22 protein-coding genes and 1 pseudogene are annotated in these 19,051 nt (G+C 58.0%); 14 read left to right on the top strand and 9 right to left on the bottom strand.

Going from position 1 to position 19,051, the window contains the following annotated elements; all coding sequences use genetic code 11:
- A pseudogene (locus tag LU671_RS05410) lies at positions 1-141 on the top strand (integrase); the annotation flags it as partial.
- A gap of 52 nt (positions 142-193) precedes the next feature.
- Here LU671_RS05410 and LU671_RS05405 read toward each other — a convergent pair.
- The 3 genes from LU671_RS05405 to LU671_RS05395 are packed head-to-tail and all read right to left on the bottom strand — an operon-like array spanning position 194 to position 1,333.
- Complete coding sequence (locus LU671_RS05405) at positions 194-898, bottom strand: IS6-like element IS26 family transposase (protein WP_001067855.1); 705 nt, start codon at positions 896-898, stop codon at positions 194-196.
- 11 nt (positions 899-909) lie between these two features.
- On the bottom strand, positions 910-1,116 hold the full coding sequence (locus LU671_RS05400) for a hypothetical protein (RefSeq protein WP_180215255.1): 207 nt from the start codon (positions 1,114-1,116) through the stop codon (positions 910-912).
- Entirely contained in the window at positions 1,085-1,333 is a 249-nt protein-coding gene (locus tag LU671_RS05395; RefSeq protein WP_071537108.1) for a helix-turn-helix domain-containing protein, read from the bottom strand. Before LU671_RS05395 ends, LU671_RS05400 begins: the two co-directional genes overlap by 32 nt.
- A 254-nt stretch (positions 1,334-1,587) precedes the next feature.
- On the opposite strand from LU671_RS05395, the gene LU671_RS05390 reads away from it, so the two are divergent.
- The 11 genes from LU671_RS05390 (at position 1,588) to LU671_RS05340 (ending at position 11,720) form a co-directional block, all read left to right on the top strand.
- Positions 1,588-1,944, top strand: a complete 357-nt coding sequence (locus tag LU671_RS05390) for a hypothetical protein (RefSeq protein ID WP_021018625.1) — start codon at positions 1,588-1,590, stop codon at positions 1,942-1,944.
- A 125-nt stretch (positions 1,945-2,069) separates the two neighbouring features.
- Positions 2,070-3,350 carry a site-specific DNA-methyltransferase gene (locus LU671_RS05385; protein WP_021018624.1) on the top strand — a complete coding sequence of 427 codons (1,281 nt, stop codon included), beginning with the start codon at positions 2,070-2,072 and terminating at the stop codon, positions 3,348-3,350.
- Positions 3,351-3,682: 332 nt separating this feature from the next.
- Complete coding sequence (locus tag LU671_RS05380; protein ID WP_202034894.1) at positions 3,683-4,453, top strand: DUF6685 family protein; 771 nt, start codon at positions 3,683-3,685, stop codon at positions 4,451-4,453.
- A gap of 299 nt (positions 4,454-4,752) precedes the next feature.
- Positions 4,753-5,355: a hypothetical protein gene (locus tag LU671_RS05375; RefSeq protein WP_021018621.1), complete on the top strand. Its 603-nt coding sequence runs from the start codon at positions 4,753-4,755 to the stop codon at positions 5,353-5,355.
- Between the two features lie 82 nt (positions 5,356-5,437).
- Positions 5,438-6,220 (top strand): N-6 DNA methylase, encoded by a 783-nt coding sequence (locus tag LU671_RS05370; RefSeq protein WP_010792955.1) that lies wholly within the window; start codon positions 5,438-5,440, stop codon positions 6,218-6,220.
- Between the two features lie 118 nt (positions 6,221-6,338).
- Complete coding sequence (locus tag LU671_RS05365) at positions 6,339-7,070, top strand: energy transducer TonB (protein WP_021018620.1); 732 nt, start codon at positions 6,339-6,341, stop codon at positions 7,068-7,070.
- Complete coding sequence (locus tag LU671_RS05360) at positions 7,067-7,333, top strand: hypothetical protein (protein ID WP_125862946.1); 267 nt, start codon at positions 7,067-7,069, stop codon at positions 7,331-7,333. Before LU671_RS05365 ends, LU671_RS05360 begins: the two co-directional genes overlap by 4 nt.
- Positions 7,334-7,383: 50 nt before the next feature.
- Positions 7,384-8,106, top strand: a complete 723-nt coding sequence (locus LU671_RS05355; RefSeq protein ID WP_044060675.1) for a hypothetical protein — start codon at positions 7,384-7,386, stop codon at positions 8,104-8,106.
- A gap of 38 nt (positions 8,107-8,144) precedes the next feature.
- Positions 8,145-8,675 (top strand): hypothetical protein, encoded by a 531-nt coding sequence (locus tag LU671_RS05350; protein ID WP_225317946.1) that lies wholly within the window; start codon positions 8,145-8,147, stop codon positions 8,673-8,675.
- Positions 8,676-8,730: 55 nt separating this feature from the next.
- The gene (locus LU671_RS05345) at positions 8,731-9,999 is read left to right on the top strand and encodes a phospholipase D family protein (RefSeq protein ID WP_010792951.1); all 1,269 of its coding nucleotides are present in this window, start codon (positions 8,731-8,733) and stop codon (positions 9,997-9,999) included.
- Between the two features lie 140 nt (positions 10,000-10,139).
- Positions 10,140-11,720 (top strand): alkaline phosphatase D family protein, encoded by a 1,581-nt coding sequence (locus LU671_RS05340; RefSeq protein ID WP_087785410.1) that lies wholly within the window; start codon positions 10,140-10,142, stop codon positions 11,718-11,720.
- Positions 11,721-11,726: 6 nt separating this feature from the next.
- On the opposite strand, the gene LU671_RS05335 is transcribed toward LU671_RS05340, so the two are convergent.
- Positions 11,727-12,020, bottom strand: coding sequence for a hypothetical protein (locus tag LU671_RS05335; RefSeq protein WP_010792949.1), 294 nt, complete (start codon positions 12,018-12,020; stop codon positions 11,727-11,729).
- A 1-nt stretch (position 12,021) separates the two neighbouring features.
- The gene (locus LU671_RS05330) at positions 12,022-12,447 is read right to left on the bottom strand and encodes a hypothetical protein (protein WP_021018618.1); all 426 of its coding nucleotides are present in this window, start codon (positions 12,445-12,447) and stop codon (positions 12,022-12,024) included.
- A 195-nt stretch (positions 12,448-12,642) separates the two neighbouring features.
- Here LU671_RS05330 and LU671_RS05325 point away from each other — a divergent pair, with 195 nt between their 5' ends.
- Both LU671_RS05325 and LU671_RS05320 read left to right on the top strand, forming a co-directional pair.
- Complete coding sequence (locus tag LU671_RS05325; protein WP_010792947.1) at positions 12,643-13,026, top strand: hypothetical protein; 384 nt, start codon at positions 12,643-12,645, stop codon at positions 13,024-13,026.
- Positions 13,027-13,124: 98 nt separating this feature from the next.
- Positions 13,125-14,180: a site-specific integrase gene (locus tag LU671_RS05320; protein WP_010792946.1), complete on the top strand. Its 1,056-nt coding sequence runs from the start codon at positions 13,125-13,127 to the stop codon at positions 14,178-14,180.
- 260 nt (positions 14,181-14,440) lie between these two features.
- Here the strand turns inward: LU671_RS05320 and LU671_RS05315 are convergent, their stop codons facing one another.
- From LU671_RS05315 to LU671_RS05300, 4 genes are all read right to left on the bottom strand, one after another.
- Entirely contained in the window at positions 14,441-14,968 is a 528-nt protein-coding gene (locus LU671_RS05315) for a hypothetical protein (RefSeq protein ID WP_021018615.1), read from the bottom strand.
- A 32-nt stretch (positions 14,969-15,000) separates the two neighbouring features.
- Entirely contained in the window at positions 15,001-15,297 is a 297-nt protein-coding gene (locus LU671_RS05310; RefSeq protein WP_021018614.1) for a hypothetical protein, read from the bottom strand.
- Positions 15,298-15,323: 26 nt separating this feature from the next.
- Complete coding sequence (locus tag LU671_RS05305; RefSeq protein ID WP_010792944.1) at positions 15,324-16,169, bottom strand: alpha/beta hydrolase; 846 nt, start codon at positions 16,167-16,169, stop codon at positions 15,324-15,326.
- A 78-nt stretch (positions 16,170-16,247) separates the two neighbouring features.
- The gene (locus tag LU671_RS05300; protein WP_021018613.1) at positions 16,248-18,836 is read right to left on the bottom strand and encodes an autotransporter family protein; all 2,589 of its coding nucleotides are present in this window, start codon (positions 18,834-18,836) and stop codon (positions 16,248-16,250) included.
- Between the last annotated feature and the right edge of the window lie 215 nt (positions 18,837-19,051).

Here is a 19,051-nt window from a genome sequence, read left to right as displayed (position 1 = left end):
TATCCGCGCGCCGGGCATTCCTGGCCGTGGTTCTGGGTTTTTGCGCAGCACACGCATTCGACCGATCCACGGAGCGGTGTCGTGCGTCGCCATCACATGTATGACCAGACCTTTCAGCGCGCCTTCAAACGTGCCGTAGAAGGCACTGTTGCAAAGTTAGCGATGAGGCAGCCTTTTGTCTTATTCAAAGGCCTTACATTTCAAAAACTCTGCTTACCAGGCGCATTTCGCCCAGGGGATCACCATAATAAAATGCTGAGGCCTGGCCTTTGCGTAGTGCACGCATCACCTCAATACCTTTGATGGTGGCGTAAGCCGTCTTCATGGATTTAAATCCCAGCGTGGCGCCGATTATCCGTTTCAGTTTGCCATGATCGCATTCAATCACGTTGTTCCGGTACTTAATCTGTCGGTGTTCAACGTCAGACGGGCACCGGCCTTCGCGTTTGAGCAGAGCAAGCGCGCGACCATAGGCGGGCGCTTTATCCGTGTTGATGAATCGCGGGATCTGCCACTTCTTCACGTTGTTGAGGATTTTACCCAGAAACCGGTATGCAGCTTTGCTGTTACGACGGGAGGAGAGATAAAAATCGACAGTGCGGCCCCGGCTGTCGACGGCCCGGTACAGATACGCCCAGCGGCCATTGACCTTCACGTAGGTTTCATCCATGTGCCACGGGCAAAGATCGGAAGGGTTACGCCAGTACCAGCGCAGCCGTTTTTCCATTTCAGGCGCATAACGCTGAACCCAGCGGTAAATCGTGGAGTGATCGACATTCACTCCGCGTTCAGCCAGCATCTCCTGCAGCTCACGGTAACTGATGCCGTATTTGCAGTACCAGCGTACGGCCCACAGAATGATGTCACGCTGAAAATGCCGGCCTTTGAATGGGTTCATGTGCAGCTCCATCAGCAAAAGGGGATGATAAGTTTATCACCACCGACTATTTGCAACAGTGCCATGTCAACAGATGTGATCTCGCGCACGATTTTCTCACCCAGGAGCGAGTTGGCTATCTGCTGAATGCGATAGCATTCTTGCTTGTAGCCCTTCTTGAGAATCGAGACTTTCTCACGGTAGTGATTAAGGGCTTCGCGAAGAGTCTTGGTTGTCATGCATCTCGTCCAACTGACTTTGGATGTGACTGGCGAGCTCTAGAACGCTCAAGCCGAACACGTCGCTAAGGGAAACGATAGTGTCAAGCGTGGGCGAACGCTCCCCGCGCTCGAGGACCGAGATGTAGGTGCGATCTAGACCAGCTTCAAACCCAAGCTGCTCTTGAGTGAGGTTGGCAGTTTTTCGCAGGTTTCGAAGTGCGCGGCCAAAGGCCACGTTGTGATTACGAAAATGGATAAGGCTGTCCCAGCTTGACACGCGAAAAGCTGGAATTTTGGGGATTCAGACTATAGTCGTCTTCCGCTTATAAGCGGAATTCGTCCCTCTCTTGCCCTGCTCGCTTCTCGTATTGATGTCTTCACAAGATCGGCTTTGCATGCACCGACTTGAATTTCATCCCCCCCCTTTCAACTGATTCAGGCCTACCCACCAAGTAATCTGCAGCCCTGTTCTTTTGTCTTGGAGCTGCAATGAACAACGATTTTCTCAAGCGCGTTTCCCAGTGGATCGTAGGGGAAGATACGGGTCTTTCCGCTATAGCGATTTGGTCGAGCATGATGGGCGTCCTGCCCGAGGATGGCTTCTGCACACCGTCCGATCCTTCTGACCTGGGTCGATGCCTGCGCCTGCTGGAACTGGTACCCGAGTGGAAGGCGCGAATCTCGGAGATGGCCATCCACGGACGCGAATGGGCTGCTCTCGTTTCGCATTGGGAGGAACTCCATCAGCTGATGGACGATGAGGTGGGGATCGACTGGAGTAAGGGGAACAGTGCCCTGCGCACCTACGAACGAATGAAGGCCATTCAAGGACATCATCGAACCTGAATCACATTCGCACGGGTTCTGGCACAGCCGGAGCGCCCTGATCATCTCCGGGTGATCAATTGGCCAGTTGGCCAGCTCCATCGAACCGCCGCGATAAATCTGCGGCCGCGAGTGAGAATGAAACGATGCGCACCACCCGACTCAAACACAAAGTCAGCGCCCCGGGTCAGGGCGAACTGTTCGCCGTCGACCAGATTGCGGGCATCTACAAGGCCAACCCCGACAAGCCCCTGACGAACACCGCGCTCTACGAGATCGTCACCAACCACCTTGGCGTTTCTACGGAAGCCTTGAACGAGCTTGCGCCTGTTGGGGAGAGTGGGCAGAAACACAGCCTGGTTCGCCGCGCTATCCGGTGGACTCAGCAATCACTGAAACAGATGGGTATCATCGAGCGCGTCAACGGAGAGCGCGGCGTGTGGCGCTTGACCGAAGATGCCAAACGCGACCTCAATCCAGCGAAGTCTGGTGTGAAGGTGCTCGGCTTTCGTACTGACCTGGGCCTGGCGATCTGGGGGCCAAGCGCGGATATCTTCAAAAGGCTCACTGTACCGGTCGTGCTTGCGCTCCAATCTCCGCCGTACCCGTTGAGGAAGGAAAGGGCTTACGGCAACCCTGATGAGCGGGAAATCGTCGACTTCATCTGCGCCACGCTCGAGCCTGTGGTCGAGGCGCTGGCAGAAGAAGGCAGTCTCGTCTTGAACGTATCGCAGGATTGCTTCCTCCCGGGACTACCGGCGCGCTCGACCTATGTGGAGCGCCTGGTACTGGAAGTCTGTGATCGATTTGGACTCTACCTGATGGACCGGCTCATCTGGGAAAACCCCGCAAAGGCTCCTGGTCCGGTTCAGTGGGCCTCGAAATCCCGTCAGCAACTCAATGTGGGGTATGAGCCTGTACTCTGGTTCGCAAAGAACCCGCTGAAATGCAAATCGAACAACAACCGCGTCCTCCAGCCGCATTCCGAACGGCATCTGCGGTTGATCCAGAATGGTGGCGAGAAACGCCACACGAACTACGGTGATGGCGCATATCGCCTACGTCCGGGCAGCTTCAGCAACGAGACTGCCGGATCGATCCCGAAGAACGTGATCACCCGTGGACACCGTTGCGCCTACGGCACTCAACACCGCAAAGCCGCAGAGGCCCTTGGCTTGCCGACCCACGGTGCTCCGATGCCCTTTTCGATTCCCGAGTTCCTGATTCAGTTTCTGACTGAGGAAGGCGATCTTGTAGTGGATGCCTGGGCCGGTCGCAACATGACATCCCTGGCAGCCGAGTTGCTCGGCCGCACCTGGATGTCGGGCGAACTGATGCTGCAGCACATCCGCACTGGCGCTGAATTGTTCCGTGGACGGCCAGGGTTCTGGCTCAATCCACAGATTGCTGCTGCTTTCGGCCGCTGAATCCCACGAAGGTTCTTCGACTAGCCCCTTGCCCGTTATCCTCAAACACTGATGGCGCGCCGTGGGGTCGGCCCTCCAACTGGGGCGAATTGACAGCTATGCAGCCTCCTAAGCCCCGACAATGGTTGGGATTCAACACAACGGAGAATGGCGTTATGCGTGACACATGGGCAAAGGTCCTTCGCTTCAGTTTGGACTGCCTCGGGCATCCGGCCTCCCTTGGGCATATGCTGCAGCAAAACCGCGATCTGAGGTTCGATTTACCAGGACAGCCCTGTTCGATTGCCTCATCAGAGGTCGTTCGGTGGCACGAGTGGGGCAAGGGGAGCTACTTGACCGGAAACTGGCGAGCACCGGGGGAGCTGCTTGGATGGAAGGCTGTTGGAACCGAATTCTGCAGCTACCACTACACCATCGATGCGCTGGCCAACGTTGGCTACACAGAGATCGTCGAGTCCTGGGAGTGTGAGATCCAGGATGTCCAGGGGCTTTGTGCCTCCAAGTCGGAGCTTCGAGATTTCGAGAGCCTCGATGCTATGGCTGTGGCCAGGACGCAGTATCTCGTAGGGGAGATCACTCACGCGAACCTTGAAAAGAGCCTGGGGTGGTACGAGATCCGCATCCTTCATCGCGACTCCACCGACGACTTCTTTGCATGCCACCAGTGGGACGGCCGAGTTTTCTTGATGAACTCTGGGGGTTCCCATCATTTCGTGGCTGGCCGCTACCTGGCTGCCCGGTTGGAAGTTCCCGTTCCTCTGAAAGGCCTTCTGCGCGTCCACCGCCTTTCTCAGGCCGCGGTGTCTCGGCTGGTTGGCGAGTATGAGGTGTTTGCCCTGAATGATGATTCAGAGGCTTTCCAACGATTCTTCGATGCAATGAGGGAATACCGGGCCGGTTTCCTTTGGACACCGTTGCCTCGCCACCTCGACGGCCGGGCGGTATTTCTCCCTCGAGGGGATGCAAGGGCAATGAGGATAGTGCCCTTGATGCGCGCGGCGGGCCACTTCGATCTGGGTGCGCACCTCCAGGAACTATCTGCCAGGCCAGTACGTCTCCCGCGCATTGCCTCAGCTCGCCGGCAGATGGAGCCTGTTGAGTAACCTATGGATAGCCAGACCCCGACTTGGAGAGAGTTCAGGCCGAGCAGCTGGACGCGCCGGGATATGGCGGGTGCGGCCCAGCCGCATGATGAAAACGATCAGCCAGAAGCCGACTATTGGCTGGCGTGGCCGCCGTACATTACCGGTGACAAGTCGGATATTGGTCATCCCTCGAAGGTGATGCGCCGTCGATTCCGCTCCCGCGAAGCTGCGATGGCGTATGCCGACCGCACCTGGCCCATTGATCCTAACTCTACCTGGCCGACTTCGCCTTACCGGCCTCAAGCTCGAGAAGACTCATGAATACCTTCGCCGTAGATGCAGAGTCCCTAATTGCGGTTGCCATCCCAGAGCAGGTTGTCACCTCCTCATTGAGCCCCATCATCGAGATCCACACCGCTGGCCTCAACGACCTTCCCTACCCCCTGTCCACCGCCACGCTTTGGGTGGCATGCTGTGAGTCATGGCCTCATGCCGATCCAGACTGGGAGGGGCTGTATTTCATCAACCTGGCGATTCAGGCTGATCACATGTTCTCCCAGGTTGGGTCCGACAATCAGTTCCTGACGCTGGATGTGAGGCCGGGGACCGTTTTTCTGACCAATCCTCTGGCCCTTCACTGGCTGCAGCCGAGCGATAAGCAATTGAACCGGATCGCGGAAGGACTGCAGGAGCGACGTAATGGCTACATCGGCCTGCAGTGGGAAGTCGCCTATCACGAGATAGATGCGAAGGTTCTTTGGTTGAAGGAAGAGTTAGAGAAGCTCGGAAACGTCGAGCAGCTGGGCTGCGACATTGCCCCCTTGCTTATCCAACCGGAAGCGGACTATGTCCAGGCCCCACCTGGTCACGATTTCGTAATTGGACCGGAGGTTCGGGCTTTGCCCCGCCGTAAGAGCTGACCAACCATACCAAGCGGCACCGGTTCTGGCACAACCTATCCCACCGAATACTGCGCCCATCTAGAAACTGATGGAGCGCAGTATGTCACCCGCAAAGCAGCACACCGACAACCTGGCCAAGCTCATTCATTCGGTGGGCTACCACCCACCCCGCGAGGTCTTTCAAGACTTCTGCGAGATGGCAGCCGTGGCGGTCTCAAACGCAGTAGACGTGCTCCACCGGGAGGCCCGGGAAGCCCAGTACATGCGGCTGATCCAAAGGTACAAGCCGAAGGATCAATACCTATTCCGTGCAATGCTCGATGAGTTACAGCAGGCCCTGGAAAAAGACCCCAGCGATATCTTGGGAAGGCTGTTCATGGAGGTAGGCGGCTCGAATTCTCGGAGTGGACAGTTTTTCACCCCAGAATCGATCAGCCAGGTCCTTACGGACCTGACGCTTGCTGATACAGGACATGTTCAAAGTCTTATCGAGGAGCGAGGGTTCATCACCCTTTCGGAACCCTCTTGTGGGGCTGGTGCGATGGTCATCGCGTTTGCACTTCGCCTGCGAGAATTGGGCATCAACTACCAGCAGCACCTGCACGCCACCCTGGTCGATATCGACTGCAGGGCCGTCCACATGGCGTATCTGCAACTAAGTCTTTTGCATATTCCTGCCGTGGTGGTGCACGGAGACACGTTGACCCTCAAGCAGCACAGCAGTTGGTACACCCTAGCCCACGCTATGGGCCTCTTTGGTATCAAACTGCGCCGGGGGTTTAGTTTGGACAGTGCAAGGGGGCGGGAGTTGATTGGCAATCAATCTGGTCAGGAGGACGCGGACTCTTTGCATGATCGGAGGATGGCCATGGCGATCGGCTGATCAGGTCTCTTGTTCAGCGTCATCCAACGGACGGGGATTTGCGCGCGACCCTTTGACTTTGGAGCATCGGAAGCGCCCGTTATCCTCCCTTCTTCGATGTAAACCCAGGGGGATCGGTGTGAACGAGAAACAGAATGCGCTGATGGCCGTTGCAGTTGGTGCCGTGGTGCTCGCGTTTTCCGCGGGCGGCTTTTTCATCGCTCTGGGCGCGAAGAAGACGGCCGACCAGTACGCCAGAGAAGTCGATCAGCTGAAGCAAGAGATTGCTGATCTACAGGGGCGTGCCGGCGACGCCGATGCCAAGATCGAGGGTGTGGTTAGGCTGGTGAAGGAAGTGGTCGAGCTTGCTCGCAGCCCTGCGGCAGCTGGCAAAGATGGTAACGGGAAGCCTCCGTCGTCTGTGCACGCCAGCCCGCTGGGAGCAACAACTGGCGAGGCCAAGTCTGCCCCAGGATCTACTACTACCCCAAGCGTCGGTACCGGAGTCAGCGGCCCCAAGACCAAGGCTCTGGCCGAGCTGCTGGACACTGAACAGAAAGTCGATGGGCCGGTCACTCCTGACAAAGTCGATAGCCTGCTGGTGGAGCGAATCAGTAGCAACTGGCACCGTCCGGCTAGTGCAAAGGATGGCATGCAGGTCACCATCGAAATCGAGATGGATCGGAAGGGCGTGATCAAGCAAGTCCGTGTTCATCAGTCGAGCGGCAATAAGGCATTTGACACCTCCGCGGTCAAAGCAATCCAGGACGTCAAGGCAATCCCGGAAATAGCCTCCCTTCCCACCGACGTGTATCAGAGCCTCTACAAGAACAGAAAAGTGCTCTTCACCCCCGAAAGTCTCGGGAAGTGATCGCAGTACCGCTTAAGCCCAGCAATCGCTGGGCTGAGGCCGTAGAAGCGGGCTATTTTTCGCGGCTAATTGCAGGAGGAATCATTTTGGATTTCTGGTTTTTGTTGTTTTTTGCGCCCTTTTTGTTGCTCGGGCTGGGGTGGGTGTCCTCCAGTTTGGACAGGATCGCTAATGAGATGCGTCGATCAAATGACTTGAAAGAAGCTGAGCAGCGACGACTTCACGCTGCCGAGGCTGACTCAGCTGCCAACAAGGCGGATTAATCAGGGTAAAGAGCACTTACCCACCGCTGCGCCAAAAGGAGTTTCGACCAGTGCACCGCCTTACCCAACATACTGACGACCCCGCCGAACAGGTGCCTCTGGATCTGAGCGAGGACCAGCGGGCCGCCATCAAGGCCACAGTCAAGAAGGCGCAGCAGAGTCTCGCCATTTTGCCGTTCCTTCTTGAACAGAGCACCGTGCCTGGCCTGACCCGTGCCCAGGCGCGCATGGCGATGGAAACGACCGAATTTGAGCTGGCCACCCTAGGCCGCTTGCTCGGCGTCGATACGGAGTCGAAAGCGACTATCGAGCAGCGTTTCGGCGAACTGCGTCAGGCCAATATGCGCATTCGCGACTTGGAGGCGCTGCTGGGCCGGCAGATGCCGGCGGAGGCCATACAGCCGGCACTCGGCAACTTGGCCCGCCAGTTGCGCGATTGGTGGCGGCTGGAGGGCTTCGGCCATACCAGCGAAATTCAGTTCGGGGAATATAGCTTGCAGGTGAGATTTTCCCTGCAGTCCCTTTCTGCTCGACCGCTCACTGCCGGCGCTGAGCATCTGTCCCACGCCGAGCGCAAGGCGCTCTGGCTGGCCGACCTGGAGCGCCGTGGCTTTGTCCTGCACGACGACGACGGCAAAGGCGTGACCGACTGCCCGGCATCCCGCGATGCACTTCGGGCGCTGTTTGCCCAGAGCTTCCCGGGGACGCACAAGATCGCCCAGTTCGTCAGCCGTGAAGGCGACCACGCTTCCAAGCTGGTTGTACGTCTATGACCTGGCGCAAATCCTAACCTTGCCCGTGCCGCCGCCGAATGCCCAAGACGTTGACGCCTGAACCCATTGATCAGGTCAAAAAAAGAGAGGGGAATATGCCGAGTCCGGAGCATGACAAGCTGACAGCCATGGGGGCCAGGTGGTTCAAGAAGAACGGCTTCCCTGTGGTTACTACCGAAATTTGGGCAGCAGGGAGCCGTGAGCGGCCCGATGTTCTGGGATTCCGCTCCATGTGTTCCGGAGTGATTGAGGTGAAGGTCAGCCTCAGTGACTTCCGGGCCGATCGCTTGAAGCCGGAGCGGGTTTCCGGAGGCTTGGGCAATTACCGTTTCTACCTCTGCCCGGAGGGGTTGATACGGCCGGAAGATCTTCCTGCCCGTTGGGGCTTGCTGTACGCAAAAGGAAGATCTGTTGTGCCGGTGGTTAGCCCCCCTGGTAACCTTTGGCCAGGCGTCCCTCGTAACGCGCTCGAGGAGGACCTGGCGGCTGAGTGGCTCCCCTTCCTCCACCGCCCCGACCTCGATGCGGAACGGGCCGCCCTCTTCTCAATCGCGCGCCGACTCAGTTGAAGTCCCCGCTCCTTGCTGCCAGCCTGTCCTGAAGATCACGGAACAGGTTGTCAGCATGGCGGACAGCAGCATCTTCACCAACAGCCCCGGCCAGGACCAAGTCCTCAGGCCTTTCCAGCGGCTTATCTCTACAGCGTCGCATATCCGGCTTGCAGCGCCCTACTTCACTCGCCCGGGCGAGATATTGGAGGCTGCGGAACGTGGCGCGAAGATAGATCTCCTGGTGGGGCTCAATCCAGCGACGAATCCCGCCGCCCTGCGCCAAGCACTCGAAGCCGACAACTGCTCCATCCGGTACTTCACGGATGGCTTCCATGCCAAGATCTTCCTCTTCGATGGCGTGGCCATGTTGGGCTCAGCAAACCTCACGGATGGCGGCCTGGTCAGCAACCGAGAAGCAGTCGTTCTGCTCGACCAGCCTGGCGATGAAGAGCGGATCAGAGACCTCGAGGCGCTGTTCGCTGTGCTTTGGGACAGTGCCGAGGTATTAACCAGGCAGGTCTATCTGAAATTCAAGGATGCCTGGGAGAAGGCCAGTCGGATGGACAGTCGGGATACCCCATTCCAAAGCCTCGCTGATGTAGAGCCTCCAACTGTCCTTGCCGGCAGCGGACATAAGACCGCTCAGCAGCATTACCTCAGTGATCTGAGGAAGACTATCTATGAGCAATACCTGCCGGCGTTTGAGGAGGTCGCCGCAATCCTTCGTGAGCAAGGCACGCGCCGACCTGAATTCAACGGCCTTGCATGGGGACCGGAGGTGAACCGCTACTTGAACTGGGTGCGACTCGAGCACGCCCCAGGAGATGCTGCGTGGCAGGATGCCCCCATCCGCAGGCCTCAAGATCGAAGGACCCAAATCCAAACCTTGGTAATGGAATGGCTTTCCACCGCTACTCCTCGGATTCCAGAGGACTACTTCGAACTGCTGGAAACACTGCACGCGGTGATGGAGAGCCCGGAGTCGATTCGTGCCAGCAGCAAGGAGCAGATCGCTGCAGCACTGATGTGTGTCCACGCATTCTCCGAGCAGCTCCGTTTCACATTGGGTGGCGCCGAGGCTCTGCCGGCCAAGTTTTGGGAAGGGAACCGGGAGGACCTCGGTCGTGTTCAGGACACCCTGATTTACCTGATTCATGGCCACGAGGAGTTTGCCGCACGCATTGGCTCCGTACTTTACGATCCGAAGTACAAACTCGCTTCCTTCGGCCGATTCTGTGCATTGGAGCTGGTCGGAACGCTGAAGCCAGAACAGGTGCCCCCAATCAACGGACGCATGGCCAAGGCTCTGCGGTTTCTCGGGTTTGACGTCCGCGCCACATAGAGACTTCGGGCGATCGAGCATTTTCTCAGGCACCGGCTAGTATCACATTGCAACCATCGAGAAAGCTGCGGCCGGCGCTGTGGGGTGACTGAAAGTCAGCGAGGACGGGGCTCATACCTTTACGTCAAGGAGGACAGCGCATGAGCCTGTTACTCGGTCCCATCCTTCATTTCCGCGGTATCCACAACGATCTGTACCAAGTCTCTGCTCTTGTTGTCCTGGATAAAGGTGACCCCAAACCGAAGCCTGAGCCCACAAACTGCGTGGTCGACAAGGTCACCCGTATCGCTTCGATCCCATTCGGAAGTCCAACCCAGGATGTCTGGAGGGTAGACCTATCAACGTCTCAGAAAGCTGCTAAGTCGCAGCAGTGCTCCTGCAGTGTGTCAGGAGGCAAGGCGAGCTTCTTCGTTCCTGCCCTTGGGGAGTCTCCGAGGGTTGCCTATGGCTCGTGCAACGGGTTCTCTGCTGACAAGTACCGCAAGAAGGTGAAGGATAGGCAGAACGAACGCTGGTTCGACATGGCTGCTCGTCACAAGATCAAGGGTAAAGAATTCCATGTCCTGGTCATGGGGGGAGACCAGGTCTACACCGATGACTTGATGGTGATACCCGGAGAGATGAAGGACTGGGCAGATCTGTGGCATAGCAAGCAGGTAGCTGCGAAATGGTCACGAAAGCTGGAAAAGCAGGTCGACGAATACTTCACCCAACTCTATGTCCAGCGCTGGAATCAGGCCGGCCCGCGCGAGATGCTGCAGTCGATCCCCTACGTGGCCATGTGGGACGACCACGACATCACCGATGGGTGGGGCTCATATCCTCAGGACCTGCATGAGTGCGACGTCTACCAGAACCTCTTCCGGCTGGCGACGCGGTACTACAGGCTCTTTCAGCAGCAGCTGGCTGAGGATGAAGTCCACCCCTCTGCGGTACCTAACCAGAGTCCGCAGGCCAAAGGCTTCAGCCTTGCCTACTCCGGTCTCGGCGAGATTGCTTTTCTGGTTCCGGATTTGCGCAGCGAACGTCACCCTGACCTAAAACGTCCTGACGGCCTTAGCCCGACACAGATTGTCTCGGAGTACACCTGGGAAGCTATCTTCGCCTGGCTGGATCAGCTCGATACCTCCAAGCACAAGCATTTGATCGTGTACTCCAGCCTACCGGTCGCCTACCTTGACCTGAATGCCGCGGAGGTGGCTCTCAATGCTTTGCCCGGGCAGTGGGAGCTCGAGGACGATCTCCGCGATCATTGGCGTAGCAAACCCCACCGTGACGAAAGGCAGCGACTGATCAAGCGCTTGCTGAACTTCTCGGCAAAAGGCACTCGGGTAACTATCGTCAGCGGTGATGTCCACGTCGCTGCCGCCGCTGTAATCGAATCGATGCTGCCACAGCATGGAAATGGTGCTGGAGCCATCTTCCAGCTGGTATCTACGGGGATTGTGCACACACCGCCGCCGGCAGTTGCCGTCTACTTCATGGAGAAGTTCGGGGCAGGTGAAGAGGTCATTGAGTACGGTGTTCACGCCCGCATGCTGCCGATCGGCTTCAAGGGCCACTACCTGGTACCAGAACGAAACTGGCTCAGCCTGGAGCCTGATGGGAAGGGGCGGATCTGGGCCAACTGGCACGTGGAGGGGCATGATCACCTACTGACCCAGGTGATCGATCCGGTCGTCCTTCCGACGATGCTTCAGCCTGTCGTTATGAATCAGTAGGCTTGCCTACTTGGCAATCTTGGCCGGCCAGCGAGCGCTGGCCAGAGAGGATTGAGGGAAGCGGGTGACCCTTCCCTCAACGCTGGTCAGGAGGTAGTCACCGGACATTGGTTCAATCCGGAGAGTGCCGTGCAACTCGCACTCGGCGCTGGCGCAGTTTTTCAATCTGACCGTGGCGTGTTCGGCTTCGAAGAATGTTGCCGCAAGCCGATCCATGTTCCAGATGGCGATCAAGCCCAGGATCAACAGCGGAATCACCACCTCGGTCTTGAAGCTTTTCAGCTTGTCGCCACGCTGCACTTCAGGACTTCTCCGGAGTCACAAAGTCACCATTCGGCCGGCGAAGCGCCACACGACCCCCATCGCGCAGGACGCTCCACTTCTCCTCCTTCAGGCTCCCGCCTGCAGCTACGTCGGGAAACTTCACGTGCACCTCGGTCGCTGTCGGCGAAACCTCAACACATTTGTTGCTGCCCTCATAGGGATTGGGCCCGAACAATTTGGCCATAACGCCGTCCTGCGGTGGGCAAGTGTCTTCCCCGGTGATCGGTGTGGCCTTGCCGCCGATCATGACCTTGTAACCCGGAACGAACACCAGGCTGATCGGCTTCTGCAGGTCGGGGTATTGGGCAATAAACGCCTGGCTGACATTGGCAGCCATTTCGGTTAGGGCATCACAGCCGGCTACCGATGTAAGTACGAGTGACAAAACGATGGCACGTTTCATAGGCGAACTCAGTATTGGTGGTACTGGTGATGATAACGGCCGAGGTGAAGATTTCTCGGGATAGTGACGGCCTGGGTGATTTGCTACAGGAGTACGAGGACTGATGTTGGGATTCTTCCAGGTTTGGCTTCTGGCACAGTGAGGGGGCCGGAGAATGGTCGTCACCTTTCAACAGCACCTCAGAAGGAGCTCCAAATGACCGACTTCACCTCCGGCTTCAACACCACCAACCTCAAGGTTCTTCGTGGCTTGATCAACAGCGCACTGGCCAACCTCCATCCCGAAATCAGCATTGAGGCTGGAAAAATCACCTACGACCCGCAGGGGACCTGCACGATCAAGGTCGAGGCCACGGTAAAGGGCGCAAAGTCCAAAGCCCAAACTGAACTCGAACAAGCAGCCAACCTCTACGGATACGACGTGTCCCAAACTAAACCGCATACCAGCCTGGGCCCCTGCAAGCTGGTGGGTTTCAACTCCCGGGCCAGAAAGTCGCCATGGATCGTTGAGTGCCCGAAGGGGCGCTACAAGCTTGAAGACGATGTAGTTGAGCGGATGTGGGGCCAGAGCAAGCAATAATCACATTCGACACGCGAGGGCGCTGCCGGGACCACTGGCAGCGTTCAAATCGCACAGGTCTGCGTTAGGATGCTTAGACCCTTTCAGCGACCTTGACTATGAGTAAGCGACCCGACAACGACAATGCCGGCAACAAGGTGATGGCCATGGACTTCGAGTTGAAGTCAGCCCTCATCGATAGCGCCGCAGGTAGCCCGAACACCGACAAGGCCTACCGGCAGGCTCGTGAGCATTTCAAAAGCAATGGGGGGCTGCTTCCTGCCACCGAGGAGATGGTGGATCGCTACGTCCGCACTTTTGCTGGAGAGCTCTCTGTCAACACCCTGCAGTTGCGAGTTGCAGCCATTGCGAAGTGGCACCAAGAGTTCGGTTTCCCTGACCCAACCAAGAGTAAGGTGAAGCGGACCATGAAGGGCATCCGGGCGTTGTTCAACAAAGCGCCCAAGAAGGCCCTCCCCATCGCGATCGAGAATCTGCGCAAGATGATCGACTACCTAGACACCGCTGAGCGCGCCGCAATTTCTGCCGGCGATCTCGCCAAGCAGCTGGCCGCTTCACGCAATCGCGCGCTGGTGCTAATCGGCTTCTGGCGTGCCTTCCGAAGCGACGAATTGAGCCGGATCGAAGCACACAACATCACGGTGATTCCAGACCGGGATATGCGGATTTTCCTTAGAAAAACCAAGCATGACCGTGATGCACTTGGCCAGGAATTCATCGTGCCGGCCCTCATCGAGCTTTGCCCCGTCAGGGCATACACGCATTGGCTCGAAGACTCTGGTATTCACTATGGGCCCGTCTTCCGACCTATCACTCGCTGGGGGCGGATGGCGGATGAGGGGCTCTCGAGTTCCGCTATCGGTCCCATCCTGCGGCGAGTAGCCGAAGCCGCCGGCGTAGAGCAGCGCTACACCAGCCACTCCTTCCGACATGGCTTTGCCAACTGGGCGATCGACGAGGGCTGGGACCTCATCAGCATGATGAGATATGTGGGTTGGAAGAGTGTTCAGAATGCCCAAGGGTACGTTCAGCCCAAGTTCAATTTTGGCAAGCTCGCCATCGGTCAGCCGGCCTCGCTCAGTGCGCCGCGGTGGGAGCCTGGCCATGGTGAGGTCTTCCCAGGCATCGCGGAGCGTCTGGAAGACGACGAGTAACGTCGTGATAACCTGCTACACCTCGCTTCAACCAAGATTTTTCAGGCACATCAGATGAACGCAGCCCACCAAGCCACTACTGCCGGGGAAGACCAGCTGGATCTGTTCCGCTCGCCGCAATCCCCATCTGATCTGGAGAAAAAGGCGCCGTGGCCCGTGCCGGCGGATGGCTTATGTGGTGACCGTTGGTTGGAAACTGGTAATCCCTGGCTTGAAGATCAGGTTGCGTAAAAAAACCGCCCTTGTGGCGGTTTTCTCTTTCACGGTTGCAGTGACAACCTGTCATCCGGAGCTTCCACCGTCTTCTCAGGTGGAACTGGCACAACCCTCACCGAGCATGTAAGCGTGGAGCTTGCTGAGTCGAAATCACAGTCATCGATTTGCGACTTTCCTTGCGGCCTGGTCTTCGGCAAGACGAAAAATCCAGACGTCTGAGGTTCTGCGTCGAACCTCACGTGCTGGACCGGGTTGAAGACGCCAGGCAGGGATTGAACATACCACCAGGCGGCTAGGGCAACGCCTGACAATGTCGCCAGGTCCTGCAAGAACTTGAACCGCACGAGAAGGCTTAGCGCTACCAGTAATAGGCCGGCCGCAGTCACCAGGTAGCTCACGGATACAGCCGGGCCGTATAGGGCCAGCAAGGTGAAGCCTGCGACCATAGCGAATGCTGTTGCGGATGCGACCCTCTTCAACCAGTACGATTTCCAACGGCGCTCGAGTACGTCGAGCCAACCGGTGAACCGTCCCCACTGGACGGCGATTTGATCCTTCAATTTCTTCAACATCAGTAGGAATGTCCTTTCTGAGAACGATGGAGTTATGGGAATCGAATGAGATCCGGCGGAAGGGTGACGTTGAAGTGTTGTGTCAACCCACCACAGAATCGCTCCCATTCTTCGGGCCCGGCCGGTTCGTGAGTGCAGTCCAGGCATTGGCCCTCCCCCGCCATCTGCTCTGCGATCGTCCGATGAAGGTCAATGCCGGCATGCTTGGAAAAGCGACCAACGCTGTTGCCGTCCGAACAGTTGACCCAGACGGTACCGCCGTCATGGCTGACGAGAACCTCGTAGATCAGTTCGCTGCCTTCTGGCTGGATGATGATCTGCTGTTGCATGACCGCGTCCTTCAAAGAAATTAGGGCTATTCAGCCTGGGATGATTGGGGGCTGCCGCTCATGTCGCAGTTGAAAGGCAGATCCCTTACCGCACGCCATGCGTCGGCGTAGCCGCGGTCGTGAGACGCACTTGGCACCACGACGGTGGACAGGCATTTTGCCTGGACCTGCAGGCTATACGCTCGTACGACTTCAGCAGGCACCACCTCGTCGTTTTGGCCGATCAAGTGCCTCTGGGGGATGCCGGCGAGGCGAGCCGAGTATTCCAGTGGCGAGAGCGATCCGAGCAGAGGGGTGATGTTCTTGAGCTTCGTCCAGGTCACAGGATCGACATTCCCTGCGATGGTTTGAACTTGTCCAACGTCATCACGCTCGCCGGCTAGGATCAAAGCTATGGCAGCGCCGCCGGAATATCCCACCAGTTCGAAGGACTCAGTCCGGTACCGGGATTTCAGGTTGTTCAAGGCGGAGTTCATGGCATCAACAGACGCCCGCCCAAAGCGTTCGGACGTCCAGAGCGCTGGTTTGCATGCACCAGTGATGACGAACTGGCAAGGCCGGGCCAAGTACGCTGCTGGCGCGGGATCTTCAGCCGCGAATTGAGCCATCAGAGACGTGTGAGGTGTAGGATCTGTGCTCGGTTGTGTTCGGGTGGCCCAGGCATGGCCATCGCCCTCGATGTACACCCGAAGTGTGCGGTATCTGGTACCGGCGGGCACTAAGGCCTGGATATTGTAGGGGGATGAAAGCAATACCTCAGGGTGCAGACTGGACCCGCTCGAGATTTCCTTGAGGTTGACGTTGTTGGCGCAGCCTGAGAGGGCTAGGAGCGCGCCGGCGGCGAGGATAATGCGGTTAAGGGCGATGTACATCGGCTTTCCTCGGTCACATGGACAATGGCCCGCACGAGGCGGGCCATTGTGATTTGCGGAACGACTTCCTGGTATGTCCTAGAAGTCGTAGCGAGCTTTCAGCGAGAAGGTGTCGGCGTTGAAGTCGGCTTTGCGCAGGTAGTTGTACGAGGCACCGAAGGTCATGGCACCGACGCTGTACTCCGCGCCTACGCCAGCCTCGTAGCTGTTGCGAGTCGGCTTGGCGGCGTTGCTGACGAAGGCGTTGCCACCCAGTACGAATGCGCTGGTGGTGTCAGCCTGGTCGGCGGCGAAGTCGTGGTAGGTCATCAGGGTGACTTCCGGCTTCAGAGTGCCGTTGCCGACGTTGAAGTCCTTGGCGAAGCGCACACCGGCGCCCAGCTCGGCAACTTCGATGCGCTGGCCATCTACCGACAGTGCCGCGGAGGAGCCCTTCTCGGTGTAGCCGTCGATCTTCAGGTTGCTGTAGCGCAGGGCTGCACGAGGTTCGACGATGTAGCCGTCACCCACGTTGAAGCCGTAGCCGCCCAGGACGTTCAGGCCGAACAGGTCGGAATCGTAGTCGCCCTTCGCGGTGGTGCCAGCGATGTGACGCTTGGATTCGTTGTCGTTCTTGCCGAAGGTCAGGCTGGCGTCGACGAAGACCGGACCTTGCTTCCAGCTGCCGTAGGCGATCAGAGCCTGGCTCTTCACATCGGTGCTGTTGCCGTCGTCGGAGTCGACATCGCTGGTGGCGTAGCTGTAGGCCAGACCGAGGGTGGTCTGCTCGTTCAGCTTGCCGTCGGCGCCGATGATGATGCCATCAGTATCGGCGCTGAAGCCTTCGATCTGATTGCGACGGTTTTGGTCGGCATCGCTATGCAGGGCCTTGATCCATACACCGGTTTCTTGCAGAACGTCGCCGGAGGACATGCCAGACGAGGAGCCCAGACGGGAGTTGATGGCGTTGGAAACCAGCGATTGGGTACCCATCGCAGCTTGGGTAGCGCCGCCGTTCACCTGGGGTGCCAGTTGCTCGGCCAGCTTGGCGAGTTCAGCTTCAGAAGCGTTGGCGAAGGCCTGGAAGACCTGGTCGTCGCTGCTCATGTTGCCCATGACCGAGTCCACGAAAGGAGTGATGGCGTTCAGCGCGTTACGGCTGGAGCCCTGGCCTTTCAGGATGTCCTGAGCGGCGTCACCGGTTTTGCCGGTAACCACGGCGGTGACCAGCTGCTCGCCGATTTCGTAGGACTTGACCTGCAGCAGAGCGGAGCTGCTCTTTACTTCGAGCCCAGAGTTCTGAATGTCGTCCGCTGATACCAGGGTATACGCAGTGCCCTGGCGGGTACCGGTGAAGTCGCCCGGGTTGGCGGTGACATTTAGCTTGCTGCCGGCAGCGAAACTGGCGGTGCCGTCGACGCTGACCACCGGAGTGTTCACGTTGGTGCTGTCGCTCAGGCGGACCTGCAGAGCTGCTCCGGAGGCGATGCTCAGGTTGCCGGTCAGGTCGGTGTGAAGGTTCGACAGGTTCAGTTGGCCGCCCTTGATCTGAACGTCATCGGCTTCGATTTCGCCACCGATGAAGTTGGCGTTGCCATTGACCTGCATGGAGTCCAGGCCTTCGATGTCGCCGGCGATGGTACCGCCGTTGAAGCGAAGGATGGTCTGCATGTTGCCATCGATGGATTTCTCGCCACCCTGAATCAGGCCGCCGTTCTGGGTGATGATGAAGTGGTCCGTACCGCTGCCATTGCCCGGGCGATTGCCGATCTGGATGGCGATGCCGTCGGCAACGATGTTGCCGCTGTTCACGATGCCGTTGTTGCCCAGGTCGGAGTTGGGGCCGGTGGAGTCCATCACCAGGATGCCGCGAGAGTCGGCACCGCGAGCGATGATGAGGCCGGTGTTGACGATGGCGTTGTAGTGGGTGTCGTCGACGGAAATGCCGATCGCATTGTCGCCCGCAGCGGAAATGCCGCCGTTGTTCAGGATGTCGTGGCCAAACTGCACGTCGTCCAGTTCGATGCCGATGGAGTTGTCGCCGGACACCGAGATGTTGCCCTTGTTTTCAACATCGGCGCCGATCTTGGTCTGGTTGTTCAGGTCAGCGCCGTTGGAGAAGGCGGTAATACCCTTCGCGCCTTCACCAGTGGCGACGATGTTGCCGCTGTTGATGACATCGCCTTCCAGCTTCGTGTTGCCGATCTCGATACCACGGGCTTTGTCGGTTTCTACGCCGTCCGGATCATCCAGGACGTCGATATTGCCGTTGTTGATCAGGCTGTTGGCACGGACGCCGTCCATCACGATACCGACCGCGCCGGCCCCGGTCAGGTCGATGTTGCCGTTGTTGATGATGTCGCCGGTGACTTCGGTTCGAGTGGCGTTCTGGTCGTCGCTGATGTCCAGGTCCAACCCGTCGACAGCCGAGCCGCGGGCGGTGATGTTGGCGTTGTTGACCAGATTGCCGTTGATCTTCACGCCTTCGAAGCCAACCCCATCCTCGCCTTCGATGCGCTGAGCATTGCCAGTCAGGGTGACGTTTCCGTGTTCGCTGAGCGACAGGGCGACTTCGGTATCACCGCTGACATCCTGGGTCAGGTCGGTTACGCCCGAGACAGCGTATACGTGAGTGCTTGCTGCGATCGATGCCGCCAGCAGAGTCTTGCGCAGGGTGCTCTTGTTCACAGGTACTTCATTCCTTGTCTGATGGTTTTCAGCCTCCTTGCACCTGACGAAGTCTCTACTTCGGGCATCGTAGCAGTGGAGGTGAATGGCCAGCATAACGAGGCAAGCTGTGGATTCAAGCCAAGACGCGCTTTTTTTGGCGCCATTTTGCCAGCATTTTCATTTCTCATATTCGGGAATGAATCTGGCGTTATGGTCAAGAAAAATCAGTGGTT

Source organism: Pseudomonas sp. NMI760_13 (assembly GCF_021283245.1).
Taxonomy (GTDB): domain Bacteria; phylum Pseudomonadota; class Gammaproteobacteria; order Pseudomonadales; family Pseudomonadaceae; genus Aquipseudomonas; species Aquipseudomonas peradeniyensis.
The sequence above is the reverse complement of the archived record's forward strand: the minus strand, read 5'-3'. Positions and strand labels throughout refer to the sequence as shown.

Coding starts and splice junctions, on each gene's coding strand:
- LU671_RS05405 (WP_001067855.1), bottom strand. CDS start 898: ATGAACCCATTCAAAGGCCGGCATTTTCAGCGTGACATCATTCTGTGG.
- LU671_RS05400 (WP_180215255.1), bottom strand. CDS start 1,116: ATGACAACCAAGACTCTTCGCGAAGCCCTTAATCACTACCGTGAGAAA.
- LU671_RS05390 (WP_021018625.1), top strand. CDS start 1,588: ATGAACAACGATTTTCTCAAGCGCGTTTCCCAGTGGATCGTAGGGGAA.
- LU671_RS05385 (WP_021018624.1), top strand. CDS start 2,070: ATGCGCACCACCCGACTCAAACACAAAGTCAGCGCCCCGGGTCAGGGC.
- LU671_RS05375 (WP_021018621.1), top strand. CDS start 4,753: ATGAATACCTTCGCCGTAGATGCAGAGTCCCTAATTGCGGTTGCCATC.
- LU671_RS05370 (WP_010792955.1), top strand. CDS start 5,438: ATGTCACCCGCAAAGCAGCACACCGACAACCTGGCCAAGCTCATTCAT.
- LU671_RS05350 (WP_225317946.1), top strand. CDS start 8,145: ATGCCCAAGACGTTGACGCCTGAACCCATTGATCAGGTCAAAAAAAGA.
- LU671_RS05345 (WP_010792951.1), top strand. CDS start 8,731: ATGGCGGACAGCAGCATCTTCACCAACAGCCCCGGCCAGGACCAAGTC.
- LU671_RS05340 (WP_087785410.1), top strand. CDS start 10,140: ATGAGCCTGTTACTCGGTCCCATCCTTCATTTCCGCGGTATCCACAAC.
- LU671_RS05330 (WP_021018618.1), bottom strand. CDS start 12,447: ATGAAACGTGCCATCGTTTTGTCACTCGTACTTACATCGGTAGCCGGC.
- LU671_RS05325 (WP_010792947.1), top strand. CDS start 12,643: ATGACCGACTTCACCTCCGGCTTCAACACCACCAACCTCAAGGTTCTT.
- LU671_RS05320 (WP_010792946.1), top strand. CDS start 13,125: ATGAGTAAGCGACCCGACAACGACAATGCCGGCAACAAGGTGATGGCC.
- LU671_RS05315 (WP_021018615.1), bottom strand. CDS start 14,968: ATGTTGAAGAAATTGAAGGATCAAATCGCCGTCCAGTGGGGACGGTTC.
- LU671_RS05310 (WP_021018614.1), bottom strand. CDS start 15,297: ATGCAACAGCAGATCATCATCCAGCCAGAAGGCAGCGAACTGATCTAC.
- LU671_RS05305 (WP_010792944.1), bottom strand. CDS start 16,169: ATGTACATCGCCCTTAACCGCATTATCCTCGCCGCCGGCGCGCTCCTA.